This window comes from Stutzerimonas xanthomarina DSM 18231 (genome assembly GCF_900129835.1).
Classification (GTDB): domain Bacteria; phylum Pseudomonadota; class Gammaproteobacteria; order Pseudomonadales; family Pseudomonadaceae; genus Stutzerimonas; species Stutzerimonas xanthomarina.
The window spans coordinates 771,089-792,422 of sequence record NZ_FQXA01000001.1; the positions used below are offsets into that span (position 1 = coordinate 771,089).

16 protein-coding genes are annotated in these 21,334 nt (G+C 62.1%); 8 read left to right on the forward strand and 8 right to left on the reverse strand.

From position 1 onward, the window contains the following. Positions 1-50 precede the first annotated feature (50 nt). Entirely contained in the window at positions 51-1,043 is a 993-nt protein-coding gene (locus tag BUE09_RS03485; protein WP_073299294.1) for an asparaginase, read from the forward strand. On the opposite strand, the gene BUE09_RS03490 is transcribed toward BUE09_RS03485, so the two are convergent. The 3 genes from BUE09_RS03490 to nudE all read right to left on the reverse strand — a co-directional run bounded on the left by BUE09_RS03490 (position 1,040) and on the right by nudE (position 5,420). Beyond that, complete coding sequence (locus BUE09_RS03490) at positions 1,040-3,916, reverse strand: hybrid sensor histidine kinase/response regulator (protein ID WP_073299295.1); 2,877 nt, start codon at positions 3,914-3,916, stop codon at positions 1,040-1,042. The genes BUE09_RS03485 and BUE09_RS03490 overlap by 4 nt on opposite strands. Before the next feature lie 119 nt (positions 3,917-4,035). Continuing rightward, the gene (cysQ, locus tag BUE09_RS03495; RefSeq protein WP_073299296.1) at positions 4,036-4,857 is read right to left on the reverse strand and encodes a 3'(2'),5'-bisphosphate nucleotidase CysQ; all 822 of its coding nucleotides are present in this window, start codon (positions 4,855-4,857) and stop codon (positions 4,036-4,038) included. Next, a complete protein-coding gene (gene nudE / locus BUE09_RS03500) occupies positions 4,854-5,420 on the reverse strand; it encodes an ADP compounds hydrolase NudE (RefSeq protein ID WP_073299492.1) in 567 nt (188 codons plus the stop codon). Before nudE ends, cysQ begins: the two co-directional genes overlap by 4 nt. A 121-nt stretch (positions 5,421-5,541) precedes the next feature. Here nudE and yrfG point away from each other — a divergent pair, with 121 nt between their 5' ends. The 5 genes from yrfG (at position 5,542) to BUE09_RS03525 (ending at position 12,416) form a co-directional block, all read left to right on the forward strand. Further along, positions 5,542-6,222 (forward strand): GMP/IMP nucleotidase, encoded by a 681-nt coding sequence (yrfG, locus tag BUE09_RS03505; RefSeq protein ID WP_073299297.1) that lies wholly within the window; start codon positions 5,542-5,544, stop codon positions 6,220-6,222. A gap of 168 nt (positions 6,223-6,390) precedes the next feature. Next, positions 6,391-8,487 (forward strand): PAS domain-containing protein, encoded by a 2,097-nt coding sequence (locus BUE09_RS03510; protein WP_073299298.1) that lies wholly within the window; start codon positions 6,391-6,393, stop codon positions 8,485-8,487. Positions 8,488-8,592: 105 nt separating this feature from the next. Next, on the forward strand, positions 8,593-9,435 hold the full coding sequence (gene fdhD / locus BUE09_RS03515) for a formate dehydrogenase accessory sulfurtransferase FdhD (protein WP_073299299.1): 843 nt from the start codon (positions 8,593-8,595) through the stop codon (positions 9,433-9,435). After that, positions 9,432-11,753: an FdhF/YdeP family oxidoreductase gene (locus BUE09_RS03520; RefSeq protein ID WP_073299300.1), complete on the forward strand. Its 2,322-nt coding sequence runs from the start codon at positions 9,432-9,434 to the stop codon at positions 11,751-11,753. The genes fdhD and BUE09_RS03520 overlap by 4 nt, the downstream gene beginning before the upstream one ends. 201 nt (positions 11,754-11,954) lie before the next feature. Then, positions 11,955-12,416, forward strand: a complete 462-nt coding sequence (locus tag BUE09_RS03525; RefSeq protein ID WP_073299301.1) for a YMGG-like glycine zipper-containing protein — start codon at positions 11,955-11,957, stop codon at positions 12,414-12,416. A 104-nt stretch (positions 12,417-12,520) separates the two neighbouring features. Here the strand turns inward: BUE09_RS03525 and BUE09_RS03530 are convergent, their stop codons facing one another. From BUE09_RS03530 to BUE09_RS03545, 4 genes are all read right to left on the reverse strand, one after another. Continuing rightward, positions 12,521-12,967 (reverse strand): acyl-CoA thioesterase, encoded by a 447-nt coding sequence (locus tag BUE09_RS03530; RefSeq protein ID WP_073299302.1) that lies wholly within the window; start codon positions 12,965-12,967, stop codon positions 12,521-12,523. A 59-nt stretch (positions 12,968-13,026) separates the two neighbouring features. Beyond that, complete coding sequence (locus BUE09_RS03535; RefSeq protein ID WP_073299303.1) at positions 13,027-14,190, reverse strand: iron-containing alcohol dehydrogenase; 1,164 nt, start codon at positions 14,188-14,190, stop codon at positions 13,027-13,029. Between the two features lie 153 nt (positions 14,191-14,343). Continuing rightward, entirely contained in the window at positions 14,344-16,134 is a 1,791-nt protein-coding gene (locus tag BUE09_RS03540) for an acyl-CoA dehydrogenase C-terminal domain-containing protein (protein WP_073299304.1), read from the reverse strand. Between the two features lie 2 nt (positions 16,135-16,136). Beyond that, entirely contained in the window at positions 16,137-17,375 is a 1,239-nt protein-coding gene (locus BUE09_RS03545) for a 3-hydroxyacyl-CoA dehydrogenase (RefSeq protein WP_073299305.1), read from the reverse strand. A gap of 103 nt (positions 17,376-17,478) precedes the next feature. Here BUE09_RS03545 and BUE09_RS03550 point away from each other — a divergent pair, with 103 nt between their 5' ends. Both BUE09_RS03550 and BUE09_RS03555 read left to right on the forward strand, forming a co-directional pair. Beyond that, the gene (locus BUE09_RS03550; protein WP_073299306.1) at positions 17,479-18,387 is read left to right on the forward strand and encodes a LysR family transcriptional regulator; all 909 of its coding nucleotides are present in this window, start codon (positions 17,479-17,481) and stop codon (positions 18,385-18,387) included. 729 nt (positions 18,388-19,116) lie between these two features. Continuing rightward, on the forward strand, positions 19,117-19,329 hold the full coding sequence (locus tag BUE09_RS03555; protein WP_003281102.1) for a cold-shock protein: 213 nt from the start codon (positions 19,117-19,119) through the stop codon (positions 19,327-19,329). Positions 19,330-19,698: 369 nt separating this feature from the next. Here the strand turns inward: BUE09_RS03555 and BUE09_RS03560 are convergent, their stop codons facing one another. After that, entirely contained in the window at positions 19,699-20,841 is a 1,143-nt protein-coding gene (locus BUE09_RS03560) for a sensor histidine kinase (RefSeq protein ID WP_073299307.1), read from the reverse strand. Positions 20,842-21,334 lie beyond the last annotated feature (493 nt).

The following is a 21,334-nucleotide window of genomic DNA, read 5'->3' on the forward strand; positions in this document are numbered from 1 at the left end:
GCGTCGCTTGAACAGGGGCCGCTGGCCCCTGTTTTCATTAGGAGACCCCTATGCCGGCTTCCAGAAACACCCTGGTGCTGTACACCGGCGGCACCATTGGCATGCAACAGAGCGCCGAAGGGCTGATGCCTGCGTCCGGCTTCGCCAGCCGATTGCGCGAACAGCAGGATAAGCAGCCCGGGCTGACCGTGCCGGACTGGCAGTTCCGCGAACTGCTGCCACCCATAGACAGCGCCAACATGAACCAGACCCACTGGCTGGCGATGGTCGAGGCCATTCGGGCGGGCGTCGAGCAGGACAACTGCGACGCCGTGCTGGTCCTGCATGGCACCGATACCCTCGCCTACAGCGCTGCTGCCTTGAGCTTCTTGCTACTGGGTTTAGAGGTGCCGGTGGTGCTGACCGGTGCGATGTTGCCGGCCGGCGCACCCGGTAGCGATGCCTGGAACAATCTGTTCGGTGCGATGCAGGCGCTGCACACGGGCGTCGAGCCGGGTGTGCACCTCTACTTCGCCGGCAAATTGATGCACGCTGCGCGGGTCAGCAAACTGGGCACCGCCAGCCTCGATGCGTTCGGCGTGCTGCCGCGCCTGCGTCAGGGCCAACGCGCACCCAGCATTCCCGCAGCGCTCGACTATCGCCACCCACGTCAGCAGGTGAACCTGGCGGTGCTACCGCTGTATCCAGGCATCCAGGCGGCGCAGGTGCATGCTCTGTTGTCCAGCGGCGTACAAGGCGTGCTGTTCGAGTGTTATGGCAGCGGCACCGGCCCTGCCGATGATGCCGATCTGCTGAAAGCTTTGCAGGACGCCCATCAACGCGGCGTCGTCCTGGCCGCAATCAGCCAGTGCCCGCAGGGCCACGTCGAGTTCGGCATCTACGCTGCGGGCAGCAAGCTGGAAGCCAACGGACTGAGGTCAGGCGGCGGCATGACCCGTGAGGCCGCGCTGGGCAAGTTGTTCGCCCTGCTCGGTGTCGGGCTATCGCAAACCGAGGTTGAACACTGGTTTGCCCTCGACCTCTGCGGTGAACGCGTCGATTAGCGCGCAATGCAGCTCGGGCTGAAATCGAGCTCCTGGAGACACTCGCGGACCCGCTGGCGCAGCTCGTCGAGGTCCAGCGGCTTGCTCAGCCAACCCTGGAAGTCGAGCCCGTTCTCCATCTCGGTTGCTTCACTCAGCGCGATCACCGGCAGCCATCGCGTGCCGGGAGCCTGGCGCAACACACGCAACAGCTGCGCGCCGCCCAGTTCCGGCAGATCGATATCCAGCAGCAGCAATTCCGGCGGGTCGGCCAGCAGGTGCTCCAAGGCCATCCGCCCATTGCCGATTACACTGACATCAGCCAGATCAGCCAGCGCCTTGCGCACCAGCAGTTGGCAGGCCGGGTCATCTTCGACATAAACGATCCTAGGACGCTGACGAAGCGGCTGGGCGCTGTGCGTACCGACCGAAGGCAGTGCAATCCAGAAGCGGCTGCCGGTCCCGGGCGCGCTCTTCACCCCGATACTTCCGCCCATGAGCTTGGCGTACTCCAGGCACAGCGAAAGGCCGATGCCCGCGCCCTGAATGTTCGAGCTTTCGCGGCCAAGCCGGCGAAACGGCTCGAACAGCTGCGCCTGCAAGCTTTCATCGATTCCCAGACCGGTGTCCTCGACCATCAGCCTGACCTGCCCGGCGACCGTCTCGATTTGCAGCACAATTCGCCCCTCTGGCTTGTTGTACTTGATTGCGTTGGACAGCAGATTGAGCAGCACCTGACGCAGCCGACGCGGCTCGGCCTGCACCTCGACGGGCCCGGGCGGCAGATCAAACTCCAGCCGCAGCCCGTGGCGCTGCACATCAAGCGCCACCAGCTCGGCACACTCATGCATCAAGGTAGTGACTTCGACGGTTTTGAGTGTCAGCTGCGGCCGCTCGGCCTGCAGGCTCGACCAGTCGAGGATGTCACTGAGCAACTGGTTCAGATGCCGGCTGGCCAGCAGGATTTCATCGAGATAATCCGCGGCTTCCGGCTGCGCCTCCGGCGAGCAGTCCATGCGCATCAGCTGGGCGAATCCAAGGATGGCATTGAGCGGGGTACGCAGTTCATGGCTGATGCTGGATATCAGATGGGTTTTGGCCTCGTTGGCCGCATGCGCCTGCTGGATGGCCTGACGCAGATCGTCCTCGACCCGCTTGATGGCATCGATATCCACATGGGTGCCGGCCACCAGGATCGTTTCACCTGTTTGAGGGTCACGCTCCAGCACCCGACCGCGACTGAGCAGCCAGTGATATTCACCAAGTCCGTCGGCAAAGCGGTACTCGCTTTCATAACGCAACGCCTGGCCGCCACGCATCCGATCCAGTTCGGCACGTACCTGAGCGACGTCCAGCGGATGGATACGCTGCAGAAACTGAGCCTCGCTCAGCTGCACCGAAGGCAACCCGAAGCGCGCCGGCAGGCGCCCACGAAGCTGCATCACGCCGCGGCGCATGTCGTTTTCCCAAAGGCTTTCCGTGGCGCTTTCGAGTACCAGCTCAAGACGCTCCTGCATCTTCGTACGCTGGGCCTCGCTATCTTCCAGCTGGGCGCCAATGGCCTGGGTATGCTGCGCCAGATCATCCAGCTCGCGGATCTCTGACGAGACGGCTTCAGGCTGCCAGCGACCGAGCCCGATCTGCCCCATCATCTGCGAAATACCCGCGATCGGTTTGAGCAGTGGCTGGCTGAGCTGCCGCGCACGCAGCCACATGTAGGCGAAAAAGAGCAGGTAGAACAGCACCAGCCCGGCGATCAGCAGATAGCCGATCTGTCGAAAGTGGCTGGCCAGTGCATTGGTCTGGCTGAAGACTTCGGTTTCGTCGACCACTGCCAGCAGGTGCCAGCCGGTTTGCGGCACCGTTGCCCAGGCGACCAGCCGCTGCTGGCCATTGAGCTCCAGGCCCATGACCCCTTCATTCCGGGTAGCGACCGCCTTGGCCAGTTCGCGGGTCTGGCCATGGCGATAGAGGCGGAAATCTTCAGGCTTGAGCGTCTCCCGGCGCACCGCGTCGTCGTAGTAGTGCTCGGTCAGCTCGTTGAGTCCGAATTCCCGTTCGCCCGATTCGGGCAGTGCCATGATGCTCAGGTCGCGACTGACCAGCAGCGCATAGCCACCCCAGGGCACCCGCAGACGGCTGATCTTGTCCAGGATGCTGCTCACCGTGATGTCGATACCGCTGACGCCTTCGAGCATGCCACCTCGGTAAACCGGCGCCACGGCCGACATCATCCAGCCCTGCCCGGCCGGATCGAGGTACACATCAGTCCAGACCACAGCACGCGCCGGGTTTTGCCAGGCGTTGGCGAGGTAGAAAAAGCTGTAGCTGGGGATGTTCATGTCCGAGGGGTACTGCTGCGCGGTATCGAACCAGGGATAGATATGGTTGTAACTGTCCCAGCTGTTGAAATACAGGCTGGCGATCAATGGGTTGCTGGTGTGCAGCGCCTTCATCAGCGGGTCGAGGCGATGAAGCCTGGCAACCTTTTGCAGATCGTGGCGCTCTGGCGGTGTAAGCCCGGAGTAAAAGCTGGCGGCACCGCCCAGATCGCGCGGGCTATAGCGAACCCCATCGGCGTTGAGCTCAAGCGGCACCGGCGCTGCGGGGCTGTCATCCTCCAGCGCGTCGACGGTGAAGTTACGAAACAGCGTGGTCGCTTTCGCGACCTCCTGCAGCTGCTGGCTGATGACCCGCGACTCACGAGCAGCCGCTGTCCGCAATTCGGAGAGTGCCGTTTCGCGCAGGTGCTCGATTTGCGCATCGCGGATGGCGCTGTTGGTCAGCAGGTAGGCCGCGATCAGCACGACCTCGACCAGCACCAGTGGGATCAGCGCAGTCTGAACGAAGGCGCGCCAGATCCATTGGCGTATCCCGGTTGGGTTTCTCGACACAGCGCAGCTCCAGCGTTCCGACTCAGGCGCTCGGTTTGGTCACAGCAGGAAATCCTACCACGGCCGCTACGGAGGCCCGCTGACTACTGACAGCCCGAGCCGAATCTGCGCGTGCAGCACTATGCCTGCTTGCTTGCTAGCTCGATCAGTGCGGCGCGCCATTCCACGTCTCGTGGCAACGCAAGAAACGACGGGTTGAGATAGCTTTCCCGCGCTTCGTAGGTCAGGGCATCCCCACTGGTGCTCAACACCTCGCCGCCGGCACCTTCAAGTACTCCCTGAGCGGCCGCCGTGTCCCACTGCGAAGTCGGCGCCAGCCGCGGGTAACAGTCGGCGGCCCCCTCGGCTAACAGACAGAACTTCAGCGAGCTGCCGACACTGGCCAATGCCAGCTCACCAAAACGCTGCCGCAAGCCATACAGCAAACGTTCCTGCGCTGGGCTCGAGTGGCGCCGGCTGGCAACAACGGTGAAGCCGCCCTCCGCCTGAAGCCGCGCCCGCAAGGGCTGCGCCGCACCATCGGAGTCAGTACGCCAGGCACCAAATCCGGTTCCGCCGTAATAGCAGCGACCATCGGCCGGCACTCCGACCACACCGAACAGCACTCGCCCCTGCTCAACCAAAGCGACATTGACGGTGAACTCTGCACTTCCGGCAATGAATTCCTTGGTGCCATCCAGCGGATCGACCAGCCACCAGCGCGTCCAGCCCGCGCGCTCGGCGAGGCTCAGCCCGCAGTCCTCCTCGGACAGCACCGGGATGCTGGGATCCAGAGCGCGCAAGCCATCGGCCAGCAGGTGATGCGCCGCCATATCAGCAGCAGTGACGGGCGAGGCATCGGTCTTCTCATGCACCTGCACATCGTTGCGCCAGTGCGGCAGGATAGCCTCGCCCGCGGCGCGGACCAGGTCGATGACGGCTGCCAGATAGGGATGGCTCATTGAACGAGCTCCCCGCGCTGGCTGAGCAGATCGCGCGCCAGGTAGAGCGCTGCGAGGGCACGTCCCTCGCTGAACTGCGGATTCTGGATCAGGCTGGACAGTTCGCGCAGATCCACCCGATCGACGCGCATCGGTTCCGGCTCGTCTCCCGGCAACTGTTCGGGGTAGAGGTCGCGCGCCAACACCACCTGGATCTTCTGGCTCATATAGCCCGGCGACAGCGACAGCTCGGTGAGCAGCTCCAGGCTACGGGCACCGAAGCCGGCCTCTTCTTTCAATTCACGGTTGGCTGCGTCGAGTACATCTTCACCCGGCTCGATCAGCCCCTTGGGCAGTGACAACTCATAGGTGTCGGTACCGCCGCAGTATTCTTCGACCAGCAAGGCCCGCCCGTCGGCTTCCAACGCAACGATCATCACCGCGCCATAACCGGTCCCCCTGCCGACCAGCCGCTCGTAGGTACGCTCCACGCCGTTGGAAAACCGCAGCTGCAGCTCCTCGACACGGAACAGGCGGCTGCTGGCGACGATCTCACGGGCAAGTACGGTAGGTTTCTGGCGCATGGGGATATCCTTGGAACGCGAAGGCCAATCATAACCCGGCTTTTTGTGATCGCCGCGAACGCTTTGCATCGAGCCGACCGCTGTCGCACCATTGGTGCCAACCGCCGAACAAGAGCCCGCCATGATCGCTTCACTGCCCTGGTCCGAGATCGACACCGTCCTGCTGGACATGGACGGCACCCTGCTGGATCTGCATTTCGACAACCATTTCTGGCTCGACCTGCTGCCGCAGCGCTACGCCGAGCGGCACGGCATCAGCCGCGCAATGGCCGAGCTAGAGCTGGCTCCGCTGTTCAACGAACACGAGGGCAAGCTCACCTGGTACTGCCTGGACTTCTGGACCCGCGAGCTGAACCTGCCGATTCGCGAGATGAAGCGTGAGATTGCCGACCTGATCGCTTTGCGCCCGGCCGCCGACGAATTTCTCGCCGCCCTGCGCCACGCCGGCAAGCGTGTGGTGCTGATCACCAATGCGCACCGCGATTCGCTATCGCTGAAACTCGAACGCATCGAACTGGCACCCTGGTTCGATCGTCTGATCAGTTCTCATGACTATGGCTTTCCCAAGGAGCAGGCGCAGTTCTGGCACGCACTGAAAACGGATCTGGATTTCGATCCGACGACCGCGCTGTTCATCGACGACAGCCTACCCGTCCTGCGTAGTGCCCGGGCTTACGGCATTGCCCATTTATTGGCGATCAGCGAACCGGACAGTCGCCGAGGCAGGAAGAACACTGAAGAATTCACCGCGGTCGACGACTACCTCGAGTTGATACGCAACCTGCAGGGTTTCTCGTTTTGACCGAAACAGTCGGGCTTACTTAGCTCAGGCGCAGGTGTAACCGCCTTACAAGAGATGGCGTGCTGATGATGAAGCGGCAATCGACGCTACCGCTGCCCTCCGTGCACATGAATGACGCTTAAGTGCGATGCGGGTAAAACGCACCCGGCTCGCCCAAATGGATGAACTATGGCTGTAGACGCAGGATTCTGGCCTTTCGAACGCAGCGAAATGGGCCGACTGATCAGCCGGCACGACTGGAGCGCAACGGCGCTGGGCCCGATCGAGCACTGGCCGACGACCCTGCGTGTATTGCTCGACACCTTGCTCGAGGCGCCGCTGCCGATGTGCATCCTGTGGGGCGAAGCCGGCGTGCAGCTGTACAACGACGCACATGCCGCTGCAATTGGGGATCACCACCCAAGCGCGTTAGGCATGCCGGCAATGCTGGATGCCTACCGGCAAGTCAGCCGTGACGAAGCCTGCCTGCTTCGTCATCAGCACCTTCCAGGAAGCGGCCTGTACGGGGCCTATCCGGGGTTCGACTTGGCGATCAGCCCCATTCGCGAAGGCGACCGCATTGCGGGCCAGCTGCTGTGTTTACGGCCCAGCAAAGACGAAGCGCTTCGATGCAGCGAAGTCGAGATGAACTTGATAACCGACGCGCTGCCAGTGCTCATCGGCTTCGTGGATAAGGACTTGCGTTACCGCTACAACAATCGTCACTACGAAGAGTGGTTCGGCCATCCCCCCGCCTGGCTATACGGCAAGCATCTGGAGGATGTGGTTGGCAAGCCGGCGGTCGATGCACGGACCAACGAGATAGCCAGGGCACTCGCCGGCGAAGACGTGACTTTCGAGGCCTTCATGCCGCATCAGGATGGCCGCCTGCGACAGTCGCTCATGCACTACTTGCCGAGTCGTGACGACAACGGTGATGTACGGGGCTTCGTGGTGTTGGCTCAGGATGTCACCGAGCGCTGGGAGGCAGAACAGGCGCTGCGCGAGCTCAACGATACGCTCGAAAGCCGAATTCAGGAGCGCACCACCGCGCTGGCCGAGGTCTACGAGCGCCTGCTGACCGAGATGAGCAGCCGCGAGCAGGCACAGGAAGCGCTGCGCCAGGCTCAGAAGATGGATGCCGTTGGCCAGCTCACCGGCGGCATTGCGCACGACTTCAACAACATGCTGACCGGTATCATCGGCGGCCTGGATCTGATCCAGCGGTACAACCAGTCAGGCCGTCATGGCGAGACGCAGCGTTTCATCGATGCCGCCGTAACCTCGGCAAACCGCGCCGCAGCGCTGACCCACCGGCTGCTGGCATTCGCCCGACGGCAGCCGCTCAACCTCAAGCGCGTCGACCTCAATGAGCTTGTAGAGTCGATGCGCGACCTGATCGTACGGACATTGGGCAGCCACATCATGGTCGACGCGCTGTTGCAGCCGGACCTGTGGCCGGCCAACAGCGACGAGAACCAACTGGAGAGTGCCCTGCTCAATCTGGTGATCAACGCCCGCGACGCGATGCCCAAGGGTGGCAGCCTGTACATGGCGACCGCCAACGTGACACTGCAGCACGGCGAAATCGGCGAGCTGGCGCCTGGTCGCTACGTCACCCTAAGCGTGATCGACAGTGGTTGCGGAATGACACCCAAGGTACTGGCTGCCGCGTTCGAGCCCTTTTTCACGACCAAACCCATCGGCCAAGGCACCGGCCTCGGGCTCTCCATGATCTACGGATTCGCCCGACAGGCTGGTGGTCATGTTCAGCTGCGCAGCGAGCCCGGAAACGGCACCGAAGTCATCCTGTACCTGCCCGCCCACCATTCTCTGGAGACGCAGCTGGCGGACACCCAGCCCAGTCTCAATGGCGACCTGCCGGAGCAAGCCCTGCGTGGCGAAGCGGTGCATGGCGAGGCCGTGCTGGTGGTCGAGGATGATCCGGCTGTGCGCCTGCTGGTGTTGGACGTACTGACGATGCTCGGCTATCGCACACTGGAAGCTGCCGAAGGCAACGCTGCAGTGAATATTTTGCAGAGCAGCGAGCGCATCGACCTGCTGGTATCCGACGTCGGTCTGCCGGGCATGAACGGCAGGCAGCTGGCAGACATCGCACGCGAGCACCGCCCTGGCCTGCGTGTGCTATTCATGACGGGCTATGCGGAACAGGCGATCAGCAGCGGGTTTCTCGATGCTGGCATGGACATGATCAGCAAGCCGTTCGCTATCGATGATCTGGCAACGCGCATACGCGACATGCTCGCAGACACGCCGCCCGGCTGAGTCTGTCGTACTGACAATCGGCGCGTGTCGCAAGAACATTGAAAATCCAGCCACAGCCGCGCACAGTCACTGGGAACCTGTCCGCAAGATCTGTCGAGCCTGCCCATGACTGCGTCACGCCGCCCTCTTCAATCACTGATCGAAGCGCCAACCGACGCCAGTGGTCGTTACCACTTCCAGGCGGTCAACGAGCCGCGGTTAGAGCCGGTGGAGCTGGCCGAGGAATGTGCCCTGGCGATTGCCTATAACGGGCTCAGCCAGGCAGTGATGATGGTCACCCCGGCGGACCTCGAAGATTTTGTCGTCGGCTTCAGCCTTGGCGCCGGAATCGTTGAAAGCACAGCTGACATCTATGACATACGCATGAGCGGCGCCGGCCAAGGCCGCCACGCCGAGGTGGAGATCGCCAGCCGCGCATTCTGGAAGCTCAAGGAGCAACGCCGACAGCTACCCGGCAACGCCAGTTGTGGACTGTGCGGCGTCGAGGCGCTGGAACAAGCGCTGCCACAGCTGCCAGCGATGCCCGTCGCGCCTTTGCCCCCCGTGCACTGGCTGAACGATCTTCGCCAGCGTATCGCCGAATTTCAGCCCCTCGCGCAACGCTGCGGCGCCGTGCATGCGGCCTTGTTCATCGATGCCCAGGGACAAATAATCATGGGCCGCGAGGATATCGGTCGACACAACGCGCTGGACAAACTCATCGGCGCCCTGAGCCGAGCCGGGCAGGACGTCACTGGCGGCGTGGCGGTGGTCACCAGCCGCTGCAGCCTGGAGCTGATCCACAAGGTCCAGCGCTCAGGCATTCCCACGCTGGTCAGCTTTTCTTCGCCGACAGGCCTGGCTGCGCAATGGGCGCAACAGCACAACCTCAACCTCATTCATATTCCCCACCGTAGCCCGCCGCGGGTGTTCAGCCCGGCGGGCCAGACAGAAGAAGCCCAGGGATGAGCCTGCAACCGGAAAAACCCCGTTACCGGCCTTACACCGGCGCGGCAGCAGGCTGGGGCGCGCTGCGCAGCGTCGCCAGCGTTTGGCTGGACAGCAAGCAGCCACTGAAAAACATCCGTGCCCTGCTGAAGACCAACCAGAACGGCGGGTTCGACTGCCCTGGCTGTGCCTGGGGCGATTCGCCGGACGACGGCGCGGTGAAGTTTTGCGAAAACGGCGCCAAGGCGGTGAATTGGGAAGCCACCAGGCGGCGTGTCGATGCGGCCTTCTTTGCGCGTCACAGCGTTACCCAGCTGCGCGAACAGAGCGACTACTGGCTCGAGTACCAGGGCCGTCTGACCGAACCGATGCGCTACGACAGGGTCAGCGACCATTATCTTCCCATCGGCTGGGACGAAGCCTTCGCCTTGATCGCCGAGCACCTGAACGCGCTGGAAAAGCCCGACCAAGCGGAGTTCTATACCTCGGGCCGCACCAGCAACGAAGCCGCATTTCTCTATCAGCTGTTCGTCCGTGCTTACGGCAGCAACAATTTCCCCGATTGCTCGAACATGTGCCACGAGGCCAGCGGAGTCGCGCTCGGCGAAAGTATTGGGGTCGGCAAGGGCAGCGTTACCTTCGGGGATTTCGCCCTGGCCGATGCCATCTTCGTACTCGGCCAGAACCCCGGCACCAACCACCCGCGCATGCTCGAGCCGTTGCGCGAAGCGGTAGCGCGGGGCGCGCAGGTGGTGTGTTTCAACCCGCTGAAAGAACGCGGGCTGGAGCGCTTCCAGCATCCGCAACACGCGCTGGAAATGCTCGCCAACGGCTCGGCACCGCTCAATACCGCCTTCTTCCGCCCGGCGTTGGGCGGCGACATGGCCGCCATACGTGGCATCGCCAAACTGCTGCTGTTCTGGGAGCGCGAAGCCCAGGCCAAAGGCAATCCCTCCGTGTTCGACCATGCCTTTATCGAGCAGCACACCCGTGGTATCGACAGCTATCTGGCGACCCTGGACGCCACACGCTGGGAAACCATCGAGGAACTGTCGGGCCTGGGCCTCGCCGAGCTGGAACAGGCAGCGCGGATTTTCCGTGATGCCGAGCGGGTGATCATCTGTTGGGCGATGGGCATCACCCAGCACCGCCATTCCGTTGCGACGATCCAGGAAATCACCAACCTGCAACTGTTACGCGGCAACCTGGGCAAGCCGGGCGCCGGGCTCTGTCCGGTGCGCGGCCACAGCAACGTGCAAGGCGACCGCACCATGGGCATCAACGAGCGGCCGCCCGCTGCGCTGCTCGATGCACTGGAAAAGCACTTTGGTTTCGCCGTGCCACGCCAATCCGGGCACAACGTGGTGGAAACCATCGCGGCGATGCTCGACGGTCGCTCGAAGGTTTTTATCGGCCTCGGCGGCAATTTTGCCCAGGCCACGCCCGACAGCCGGCGAACTCATCAGGCGCTGCACAATTGCGCGCTGACCGTGCAGATCAGCACCAAGCTCAATCGCAGCCACCTGACTACCGGACGCGATGCGCTGATCTTGCCGTGCCTTGGCCGTACCGATATCGATCATCAGCCCAGCGGCCCGCAGGCCGTCACGGTGGAAGACTCGTTCAGCATGATCCACGCCTCTTACGGCCAGCTGGAGCCCATTTCGCCATTGATGCGCTCGGAGCCTGCAATCATTGCCGGCATTGCACAGGCAACGCTCGGCGCCAGCCCCGTGGATTGGCATGCGCTGGTCTTGGACTACGCGCGCATCCGTCAGTTGATCGCCGAGATCATCCCCGGCTTCTCCGATTTTGAAGAGCGCATTCGACAGCCCGGTGGCTTTCATCTGGATAACCCAGCGGCGGGCCGCCGCTGGAAGACCACCAGTGGCCGCGCCAATTTCATCACCAACCCGTTGCCGGCCGACCTGTTCGGCGAAGCGCTGCGTGACAGCGCTAGACAACCGGACCTGATCCTGCAGACCCTGCGCTCGCACGATCAGTACAACACCACGATCTACGGTCTGGATGATCGCTATCGCGGTGTGAAGGGACAGCGTCGGGTCATCTTCGCCAATATCGACGACATTCGCCGGCTGGGCCATGAGCCGGGGCAGAAGGTCGACATCGAGTCGCTGTGGAATGATGGCGTCGCACGCCGGGTGGAGGGTTTCACCCTACTGGCCTTCGACATCCCGACCGGACAGGCCGCCGCCTATTACCCGGAAACCAACCCGCTGGTGCCGCTGACCAGCGTCGGGATCGGCAGCCATACCCCGACATCCAAGGCGGTCGCGATTCGGCTGCATGCAGCGAAACCGAGCCCGGTTATCGTCTGATCAGCACTTTCGGAATGCCCGGAAAGTGCACCTGAAAGCGTCTGCACAAGCGCATTCAGACCGTCTCGCTTGATGCTAGTTCCCCCGCCAAATCAAATACTTACGAAAAGCGAAACACATCACACCTTTCATCGCTAGAGCCTTGCGAAAGACCGCCTTCGCGCGTGAGGATCGCGGCGCCATTCACTGAGAGGTTTCACCATGAAGTATTCCTCGATTCTGCTGTTGTCCGCGGGCCTGCTGAGCGGTGCCGCCTGCGCCGGAAGCAACACCGAAGCCGCCGTTGGCGGTGCATTGGGCGGTGCGCTCGGCACCGTCGTCGGTGAGCACCTTGGCGGCTCGACAGGCGCCACCATCGGGGCCGGTGTCGGCGGCGCTGCGGGCGGCATGGTCGGCGCCGACAAGCGCAGCCGTACCGAAGCGGCCATCGGCGGCGGCCTTGGCGCAGCGGGCGGTAACGTGATCGGCCAGCGCGTCGGTGGCAGCACCGGCGGCCTGATTGGTGCAGCCGTGGGTGGCGGCGCCGGCGGCGCGATCGGCAATGCTTACGGCGACGATGACGACTATCGCAATGACCGCCGCTACCGTGACGACCGCCGCTACTACGGCCATCCGGGCAAAGCCAAGGGACACTGGAAGCACAAACACAAGCATCACCGCTGAGCCGGATGCCGGTTCGCCGGGCTTATCCGCAGCCCAACTGCAGGGGCGCTATCGCCAGCGTCTCTGCATTTATCTCGCAATCTCGATGTAGCCGCTCGCTACGTTCAGCAATCAGCCTCGACCGCCAACGCCTCCAGCGCCTGACGCAAGCCAGCTGGGATCGGCGTCGGTCGATTGCTGGCGCGGTCCACGAACACATGCACGAAGCGCCCCGCCGCACAGGCCTGCGCTTCGCCTGCCTTGAAGATGGCCAGCTCGTACTGCACCGAGCTGTTGCCAAGCTTGCCCACCCGTAAGCCGACTTCCAGCACATCGGGAAAGGCGATGGACGCGAAGTAATCGCATGACGAGCTGACGACAAAGCCCACCACCTCGCCTTCGTGAATGTCCAGCCCGCCACGCTCGATCAGATAGGCATTCACCGCGCTATCGAAGTAGCTGTAATAGACGACGTTGTTTACGTGGCCGTAGATGTCATTGTCATGCCAGCGCGTGGTGATGGGCTGGAAGTGGCGGTAGTCGGCACGCAAGTGCTGCGGTTGTTCGGCCATTCGAGTAATCCTTGTTGAGCAAACCGACGCACCGCAGGCGACGCGGCGCGCCCATGGGGTCAGTACGCGGCGCGGTAGATGGCCAAGGCATCGGCCTCAGTGACTTCGCGCGGATTGTTGACCAACAGGCGCTGCTGCAGCATCGCTTCCTTGGCGAGTTGCGGCAGCATGTCCTCCGGTACACCGGCGTCGCGCAGGCGGGTCGGTAGCCCGACGCGGGCGCTCATCTGCTCGAATTCCTCGATCAGCTGGTCGGCGTAGGTCGACGGGTCGTCCGTGCGCAGCCGATCACCGAGGATGATCGGCGCCAGCTCACCGTAGTGCGTGGTCGCCGCGCTGACGTTGAAGCGCAGCACCTGCGGCAGCACCAGTGCGTTCGACAGCCCGTGCGGGATATGGAAATTGCCACCCAGCGGGTAGGCCAGTGCATGCACGGCCGCCACTGGCGCGTTGGCGAAAGCCTGACCGGCCAGACAGGCGCCGAGCAGCATGGCCTGGCGCGCCTCCCGGTTGCTGCCGTTGTGCACCGCCTCGTCGAGGTTAGCCGCCAATAGACGCAGCGCCTCACGGGCCAGCAGGTCCGACATCGGGTTCTTTTTCAATGCACTGGTATAGGCCTCGATGGCGTGCACCATGGCGTCGATGCCGGTGGCTGCGGTGACCGCCGGGGGCAAACCGAGCGTGAGGTCGGCGTCGAGCAGCGCCAGATCAGGTAGCAGCAACGGCGAGACCACGCCCATCTTGGTTGTTTCGCCAGTGGTGATGATCGCGATCTGCGTCACCTCGGAACCGGTGCCAGCGGTGGTCGGCACCTGAATCAGCGGCAGGCGCTGGCCCTTGGCGTTGCCCACACCGTAGATGTCCTGCAGCGATTGCTCGCAGGCCGGATGCGCCAGCAAAGCCACCAGCTTGGCGACGTCCATCGAACTGCCGCCACCGAAGCCAATGATGAGATCGGCTTTGAGCGATCTGGCCTGCTCCACCGCAGCCGTGACGATGTGCTCTGGCGGATCGGCGATGACCTGATCGTAGACCGCGACTTGCAAGCCTTCGGTCTCGAAGCCCGGCAAGACCTCATTGAGCAGGCCAAAGCGGGTAATGCCCGGATCGGTCACCACCAGCACCGAGCGCGCCCCGCGCTCCTTGCAGAGGCTGGCCAGCCGGCGCGACGAGCCGGGCTCGCAGATCAATTGTGCGGTTGTGGCAAAGCTGAACGGATGCATGGTGATCCTCTTGATAGGTATGGGTCTCTACGGAACGCAACTACGTTTTTTTGTCGTTCCTCGCCTCGTTTCGCGAGCAAGCTCGCAAACCCCGACTACGCGTCCCGCCACAACGACAAGGATGCACGGCGGGTGCCCTCATCCAGCGCAAAATCAAAACGCGAAATCCGTCTCCGGCAGCGCCATCAAACATTCAGCCCCACCCTTAATCGCCTCGCGATGCGCACTCGCGCGAGGCAGCACACGGCGCAGATAGAAATCCGCACTGGCCAGCTTGGCTTGGTAGAACGCCTCTTCACCGCTGCCCTGCTCCAGCGCATCCTGCGCCCTCGCCGCCGCCTGCAACCACAAGCCCGCCAACAAGACATAGGCCGAGTACTGCAGAAAATCCACCGACACCGCACCGATCTCTTGCGGATCACGGCCGGTCGCGGCAATGATTTCGGCGCTCAGCTCGCGCCACTCGCCGATCCGCGCCTGCACCTTGCTGGCCATGTCATGCAGTGCCGGCCGGTCGATCTGGCGATCACACACCTCGCTGAACTCCGCCTGGAACGCCGACAACTCCGCGCCGCCATCGCCGAGCAGCTTGCGGCGGATGTAGTCCAGCGCCTGAATGCCGTTGGTGCCCTCGTAGAGCTGGGTGATGCGGCTGTCGCGCATCAACTGCTCCATGCCCCACTCGCGGATATAGCCGTGGCCACCGTAGACCTGCACGCCGAGGCTGGCGACTTCCTGGCCCATATCGGTGAAGAACGCTTTGACGATCGGAATCAGCAGCGCCGCCCGCTTGCTCGCCGCCTTGCGATAACTCGGCTCGGGATGGCCGTGTTCGAGGTCCAACTGCCGGGCGCAGTAGGCGGCCAGCATGCGGCTGCCTTCGACCAGCGTCTTCTGCGTCAGCAGCATGCGCCGCACGTCTGGATGCACAATGATCGGGTCAGCCACTTTGTCCGGGTGCTGCGCGCCCGCCAGCCCGCGCGACTGCAAGCGTTCGCGGGCATAGGCCAGTGAACCCTGATAGGCCTGCTCGGCGATCCCGAGGCCCTGCAGCCCAACCTGGAAACGCGCGTCATTCATCATGGTGAACATGCACGCCAGGCCCTGGTTGGGCTCGCCGACAACCCAGCCGGTGGCGCCATCGAAGTTCATCACACAGGTGGCCGCGCCCTTGATGCCCATCTTGTGCTCGATGGCACCGCAGGACAGCGCGTTACGCTCGCCCGGCGTGCCGTCGGCATTTGCAATGAACTTGGGCACCAGCAGCAGGCTGATGCCTTTAACGCCGGCCGGTGCATCCGGTAGGCGCGCCAGCACCAGATGCACGATGTTCTCGCTCATGTCGTGCTCGCCGCCGGAGATGAAGATCTTGCTGCCGCTGACGGTGTAGCTGCCGTCCGCCTGGGGTTCGGCGCGGGTGCGCAGCAACGCCAGGTCAGTTCCAGCCTGGGGCTCGGTCAGGCACATGGTACCGCTCCAGCGGCCGCTGACCAGTTTTTCCAAGTAAGCGTTCTTCAGCTCCTCGCTGCCGTGCTTGTACAGGGCCAGTACCGCGCCTTCGGTCAGCCCCGAGTAGATGCGAAACGACAGCGATGCGCCCATCAACATCTCGTGGAAGTTGCTGGCGACCAGCTGCGGGAAGCCCTGACCACCGTACTCGGTCGGCCCGGTCATGCTCGCCCAGCCGTTGTCGACGTACTGTTTGTAGGCCTCGACGAATCCCTGCGGCGTGCGCACCTCACCATTTTCCAGGGTCACGCCCTCTTCGTCGCTGTTGCGATTGAGCGGTGCGATCTCGCCGCCGGTGTAGCGCGCCGCTTCTTCCAGCACGCCGTCGATCAGCTCGCGGTCCAGGCCGTTGCCGAGCAGCTCGCAATGGCCGGTGGCGTCGAACAGCTCGTGCAGCACGAAGCGCATGTCACGCAGGGGGGCCTTGTATTCCATGCTCACGCCTCCTTCTTGTGGTCGGCGAAGCGGCCGCCAAGGGTGGCCAGGCTGTCGATCAGCTCGGCAGGCTTCCAGTGCTCGCCGTGCTGCTCGGCCAGAGCATTCAGGCGATCACGAATGGCCGGCAGGCCCTGACGATCGGCCCAGGTCATCGGCCCGCCGACTTCAGCCGGGAAGCCGTAGCCATTGAGATAGACGGTGTCGATGTCGGCGCTGGATTCAGCCATGCCTTCCTCGAGAATCTTCGCGCCCTCATTGACCAGCGCCAGCAGGCAGCGCTCGAGGATTTCCTCACTGCCAATCTCGCGACGCTCATAGCCGAGCCGCTCGGACTCACGCTGCACCAGCGCGTCCACTTCCGGATCCTGCTCGGCCTGGCGGCTGCCCTCGGCATAGCGGTAGTAGCCCGTGCGCGATTTTTGGCCGAAGCGGCCCAGCTCGCAGAGACGATTGTCGACCTGCACCTCAGGCTCATCCTGGCCCTTGCCGGACAGTTCACGGGCGCGCCACTCCAGGTCGATACCGACCACGTCGTACATGCGGAACGGGCCCATGGCGAAACCGAAGCCCTGCAGCGCGGCGTCCACCTGATGCGGATAGGCGCCTTCGAGCAGCATCATCCGCGCCTCGCGCACATAGGTGGCGAGCATGCGGTTGCCGATGAAGCCCGGGCAGTTGCCGGCGACCACACTGACCTTGCCCATGCGCTTGCCGAGCGCGGTGGATGCTTCGAGCACCGCTTTGGAAGTCTTCGCGCCGCGGACGATCTCCAGGAGTTTCATGATGTGCGCCGGGCTGAAGAAGTGCAGACCCACAACCTGCTCGGGGCGCTTGGTGACCGCGGCAATGGCGTCGATATCCAGCGCCGAAGTGTTGCTTGCAAGGATGCCGCTCGGCTTCACGATGCCGTCCAGCTCGCGGAAGATCTTCTGCTTGAGTTCGAGGTTTTCGTACACCGCCTCGATCACCAGATCCACATCGGCCAGCGCCTGGTAATCGGCCGCCTTGCTGATGCAGGCGCGTCGCGTCGCCGCTTGAGCCTCGTCGATGCGACCCTGGCGCACGTTGTGCGCGTAGGTGTCAGCCACCACGCCCAGCGCCTGTTCCAGCATCTCGGGGTTGTTGTCCAGCCACAGCACCTGCACGCCGGCGTTGGCCAGGCTCATGACGATCCCGCGGCCCATGGTGCCGGCGCCGATCACGGCGGCGGTCTGGATATCGAAGCGGTCTTGGCTCATTGCAGCAGTCCTCGTCGCAAGGCAGAAAAAATCAGAAGACCTACCTTAGATGAAGACGGTACTATTTTTGAAATTTAGTCTTGTGATGATTCAAATTCATTAGATGAATATCTACAGCTTCGATCTCAATCTACTCCGCGTGCTAGACGCCCTGCTGCGCGAACGTAACGTCTCCCGTGCCGCCGAGCGCCTGTCGCTCAGCCAACCGGCGGTGAGTAATGCGCTCAATCGTTTACGTGAACTGCTCGATGATCCACTGCTGGTACGCGTGGGCCGGGTCATGCAACCCACCCCGCGCGCATTGAGCCTGGAAGCGCCGATCCGCGATGCGCTGCAACAGATTGAGCACACGCTCAATGCCGGTGACTTCTTCGATCCCGCTACCAGCCGCCAGCGCTTCGTAATTGCGGTGACCGACTATGTCGAGCTGATCTGCATGCCGCCGTTGATGGCCCATCTGGCGAAGCTAGCGCCTGGGATCCAGCTGGGCATCCAGCACCTGACCCCTTCCCTGCCAGCGGAGGCGCTGGATAACGGCGCGATCGACCTCGCGGTCGGCCGGTTTTTAGACGTTCCGACCCGTTTCCACACCCGCCGCTGGGCCAGCGAAACGCTGCAGGTCGCGCTGCGTAAACAACATCCGTTGATAGACGGCGATCTCGACCTGACTACGTTTTTGCGGTTGCGCCATCTCTGGGTTCATGGCGGCCAGACCCGGGGCATGGTCGATCAGTGGCTGGAGGATCATGATCTTGCCAGGGATGTGGTCTACACCACCCCCAACTACCTGCAGGCCGCCCACATCGTAGCCAGCAGCGACCTCGCCGCAGTACTCCCGACCGGGCTCGCTCGGCATTTCGCCGGGCTGCTACCCCTGCAACTGTTCGATCTGCCCTTCGATCTCGGCACCTTCCAGCTGGATATCGTCAGTGTCGCTCAGCGGGAGCGGGATGCGGCTTTGCAGTGGCTCATCGAGCAGATCGTGGCCGTTGTGGAGAAACCGCCCCAGTGAGTAATGACGGTTGGGCTTCAACCTCGCGGGCAGGCCAGCCCGTGCTTTTTCACAGGCAACAAAAAACCCGCCGAAGCGGGTTTTTCTAACCATCCGAATCCTTCCGGTTGCCGTCCTGGCGATGGTCGATCCTCCTTGATCCTGAGCGCGTCCTGCGCTTCAGAGGTGGGCATAGATTAATCACAGGCGTGTCGACGCTAAAGAGCCAATAACTGGGATCCGTGTAAGCCTTTGGCTATAGCTGAAACAAACGCACCGTAACGCTGTCGTGCGTGCACCGCCATGAGGCGTATAGAGCGTTACGAGCCGAAGGCCAGACCAGCCACGCATACAAACGCGGGCGGTCCAGACCAGGGGACCGCCCGTAACCGCCTTTACTGCTCAAGGAAGTTCAGAAGGTGCTGGTTCAGCCGATCCTTGTGCGTATCGGCCAAGCCATGCGAATAAAGCTGATAGATGAACGGTTCCAGACATTAATTAGTCATCATTAACAACCGTTTACGCCGGATATCAGCGGGCTCACCCTGAGTCTTTATTCACTTAAATATAAACAACGCTGTACTTATATCTCTATCTGCGTATATTGACGGCCACTGCTTCGCAATTAACACTTCGACACCCGGCTTGATGTTTCTCTGTTTCATCTCCTCGGTTCGTTTTGCTTCTCGCTTCTCAGTCTCGGCGCCGAACGGTTCTGCGCTGTAGCCTTAAAACACCTTGGAGATACTCATGTCTACTCGTCAAAATGGCACTGTCAAATGGTTCAACGATGAAAAAGGTTTTGGCTTCATTACGCCGACCGACGGCAGCGAAGACCTTTTTGTCCATTACCGCTCGATCGAAAGCGCCGGCTTCAAAAGCCTGAGCGAAGGCCAGGCAGTCTCTTTCATGGCCACTAAAGGTCAGAAAGGCATGCAGGCCGATCAGGTACAAGTCTCTTAAGACGCCTGACTCGATCGATACTGTTTCGCCGGCTATATAAAAAAGCCGACTAGACAGTAAAAGATAAAAAGATGCCCCGACTGGTTCGGGGCATTTTTTTGCCTGTAAGAATTACCGAGTCAATCATAGGCAAGCACCCCCAGCCACTCGCTGGTGTTATTGCATGCTTGTAAACGCCCTATCGATAATCCCGGACATATTCAAGCGGCATGCATCTGGACCGCGTGTATTCCCTGCCAAACGAGCGTGTCAATTTAGCAGAGGTGTGGAACCGACATGCCGATGCTGCCGGATGGGGAATCAGCTAGGCGGGCACGCATCGAATGGCGGCATCTGCTGAATGGCAGGAGTGCTCACCTTTGCAGATCGTCAGCCCTCGGTAGCGCAGACAACCATCGGCAGCCTGACGGTAAAGACCGTGCCGAGGTCAATTCTCGATTCCACCTCGATACGTCCCTGATGCGCGGCGACGATCTCACCGGCGATATACAAGCCAAGCCCTAACCCCGAACTGGGCCCATGTTCGCCGGCCGCGTATTGAGAGTGCCGGCTCATGGGATTGAAGATATGGGGGATCGCTTCTTCCGCAATCGGCTCGCCTTGGTTGCGTACTGAAAACACCGCAAACCCTTGGTCGGCCAGCAGGCTGACAGTGATGGGTGCGGTCTCGTTGCCGTGCTGAACGGCATTACCGATCAGGTTTGAAAACACCTGCTCCATGCGAGCGCCATCGAACTGGCCGATCAGCTCGGCGTTTGACTCAAGAACGATGTTGCATTCCGGGTGATAGGCCCGAACTTCTTCCACCATGCTCTCGCAGATCAGCGCCAGGTTGGTTTCTGACAATTGCACGGGAATGCCCGTACCGATCTGCGAGCGGGTAAAGTCGAGCAGATCACTGACGATCTTGTTGGCCCGCTTGACGCTGGTGTAGATGCGCGACGCAATCTTGGTCTGGCGGATACCCATTTCCTCAGCGCGGAGAAGCACCTCCGAGCCGAGCAATATCGCGCCCAGCGGTGTCCGCAGGTCGTGCCCCAGAATACCGAGGAAAACATTTCGCGACGCGTCCACGGCTCGCGAATAGCTTCTGATCGACTCTGCGAGCGCTTGATCGATGGCCTCGTTGAACCGAGTCATGTCCTCTACTTCGAAATCCGTGCCGGTTTTGATTTGCTGAAGCCACTGCATCAACACGCTAGAGCGTAAGGCGCGGTATTCGGAAACCATCTGATCAAGGGTAAAGCCCGCCACCAAGCGGGTGACCGCATGGGTTTCCGCGGCCGTTTCGGCCGACTTTCCTGGCCCGTTGCCCTTGGATTTGTCGATCTGCTGAGCCGTCGTCTGCGGGGTCTGCAAATCTTCTGCAATGGCCTTGAGCATTTGTTCGGCATGATCGCGTAGCTCAGCAGAGTCCATCATTTTGGTCGCCGGCGTGATGGTTTTAGCGAAGTCTTCCCATGCCTGCAGAATCGGCTCAAGGTTGTTGGTAATGAAGGTCGCAAGGCGCATGAAGTTATTAGTGCTCCACAAAAATGGGCGGTCAACTCGGCGCAGGGTTTTCAAACTGGGCGGGGTTTGCCGGAGGCGGGATCAAAACCCTCGCCGTTGAGACTGGGGGCAGCGCACAATAGCGCATCGCCATTACACGCGTGGATTTATCACGACGGCGCCGACCGACGGAAACAATCCGCACCGACAGCAGTCTGGCGCCCCATGTGTATAGGCTAGTTCATCAACGGTGGGACTGCTGCGGAGATCGCTTGACGATGCAGAACGCGGCGACCGGTATTGCCGAGACTGCCAACACATCCTGTTGCTCAGCTTTGCTGAAAGACGTCATGAGGCGACGTCAGAATGCAAAAAACCCGCCGAAGCGGGTTTTTCCCTGACCGTATCGAATCCTTTCGAGTGCCATCCTGGCAGTGGTCGATCATCCTGATCCTGAGCACGTCCTGCGCTTCAGAGTGGGTGTAGATTAATCACTCCTCGGCGCTCTCCAAAG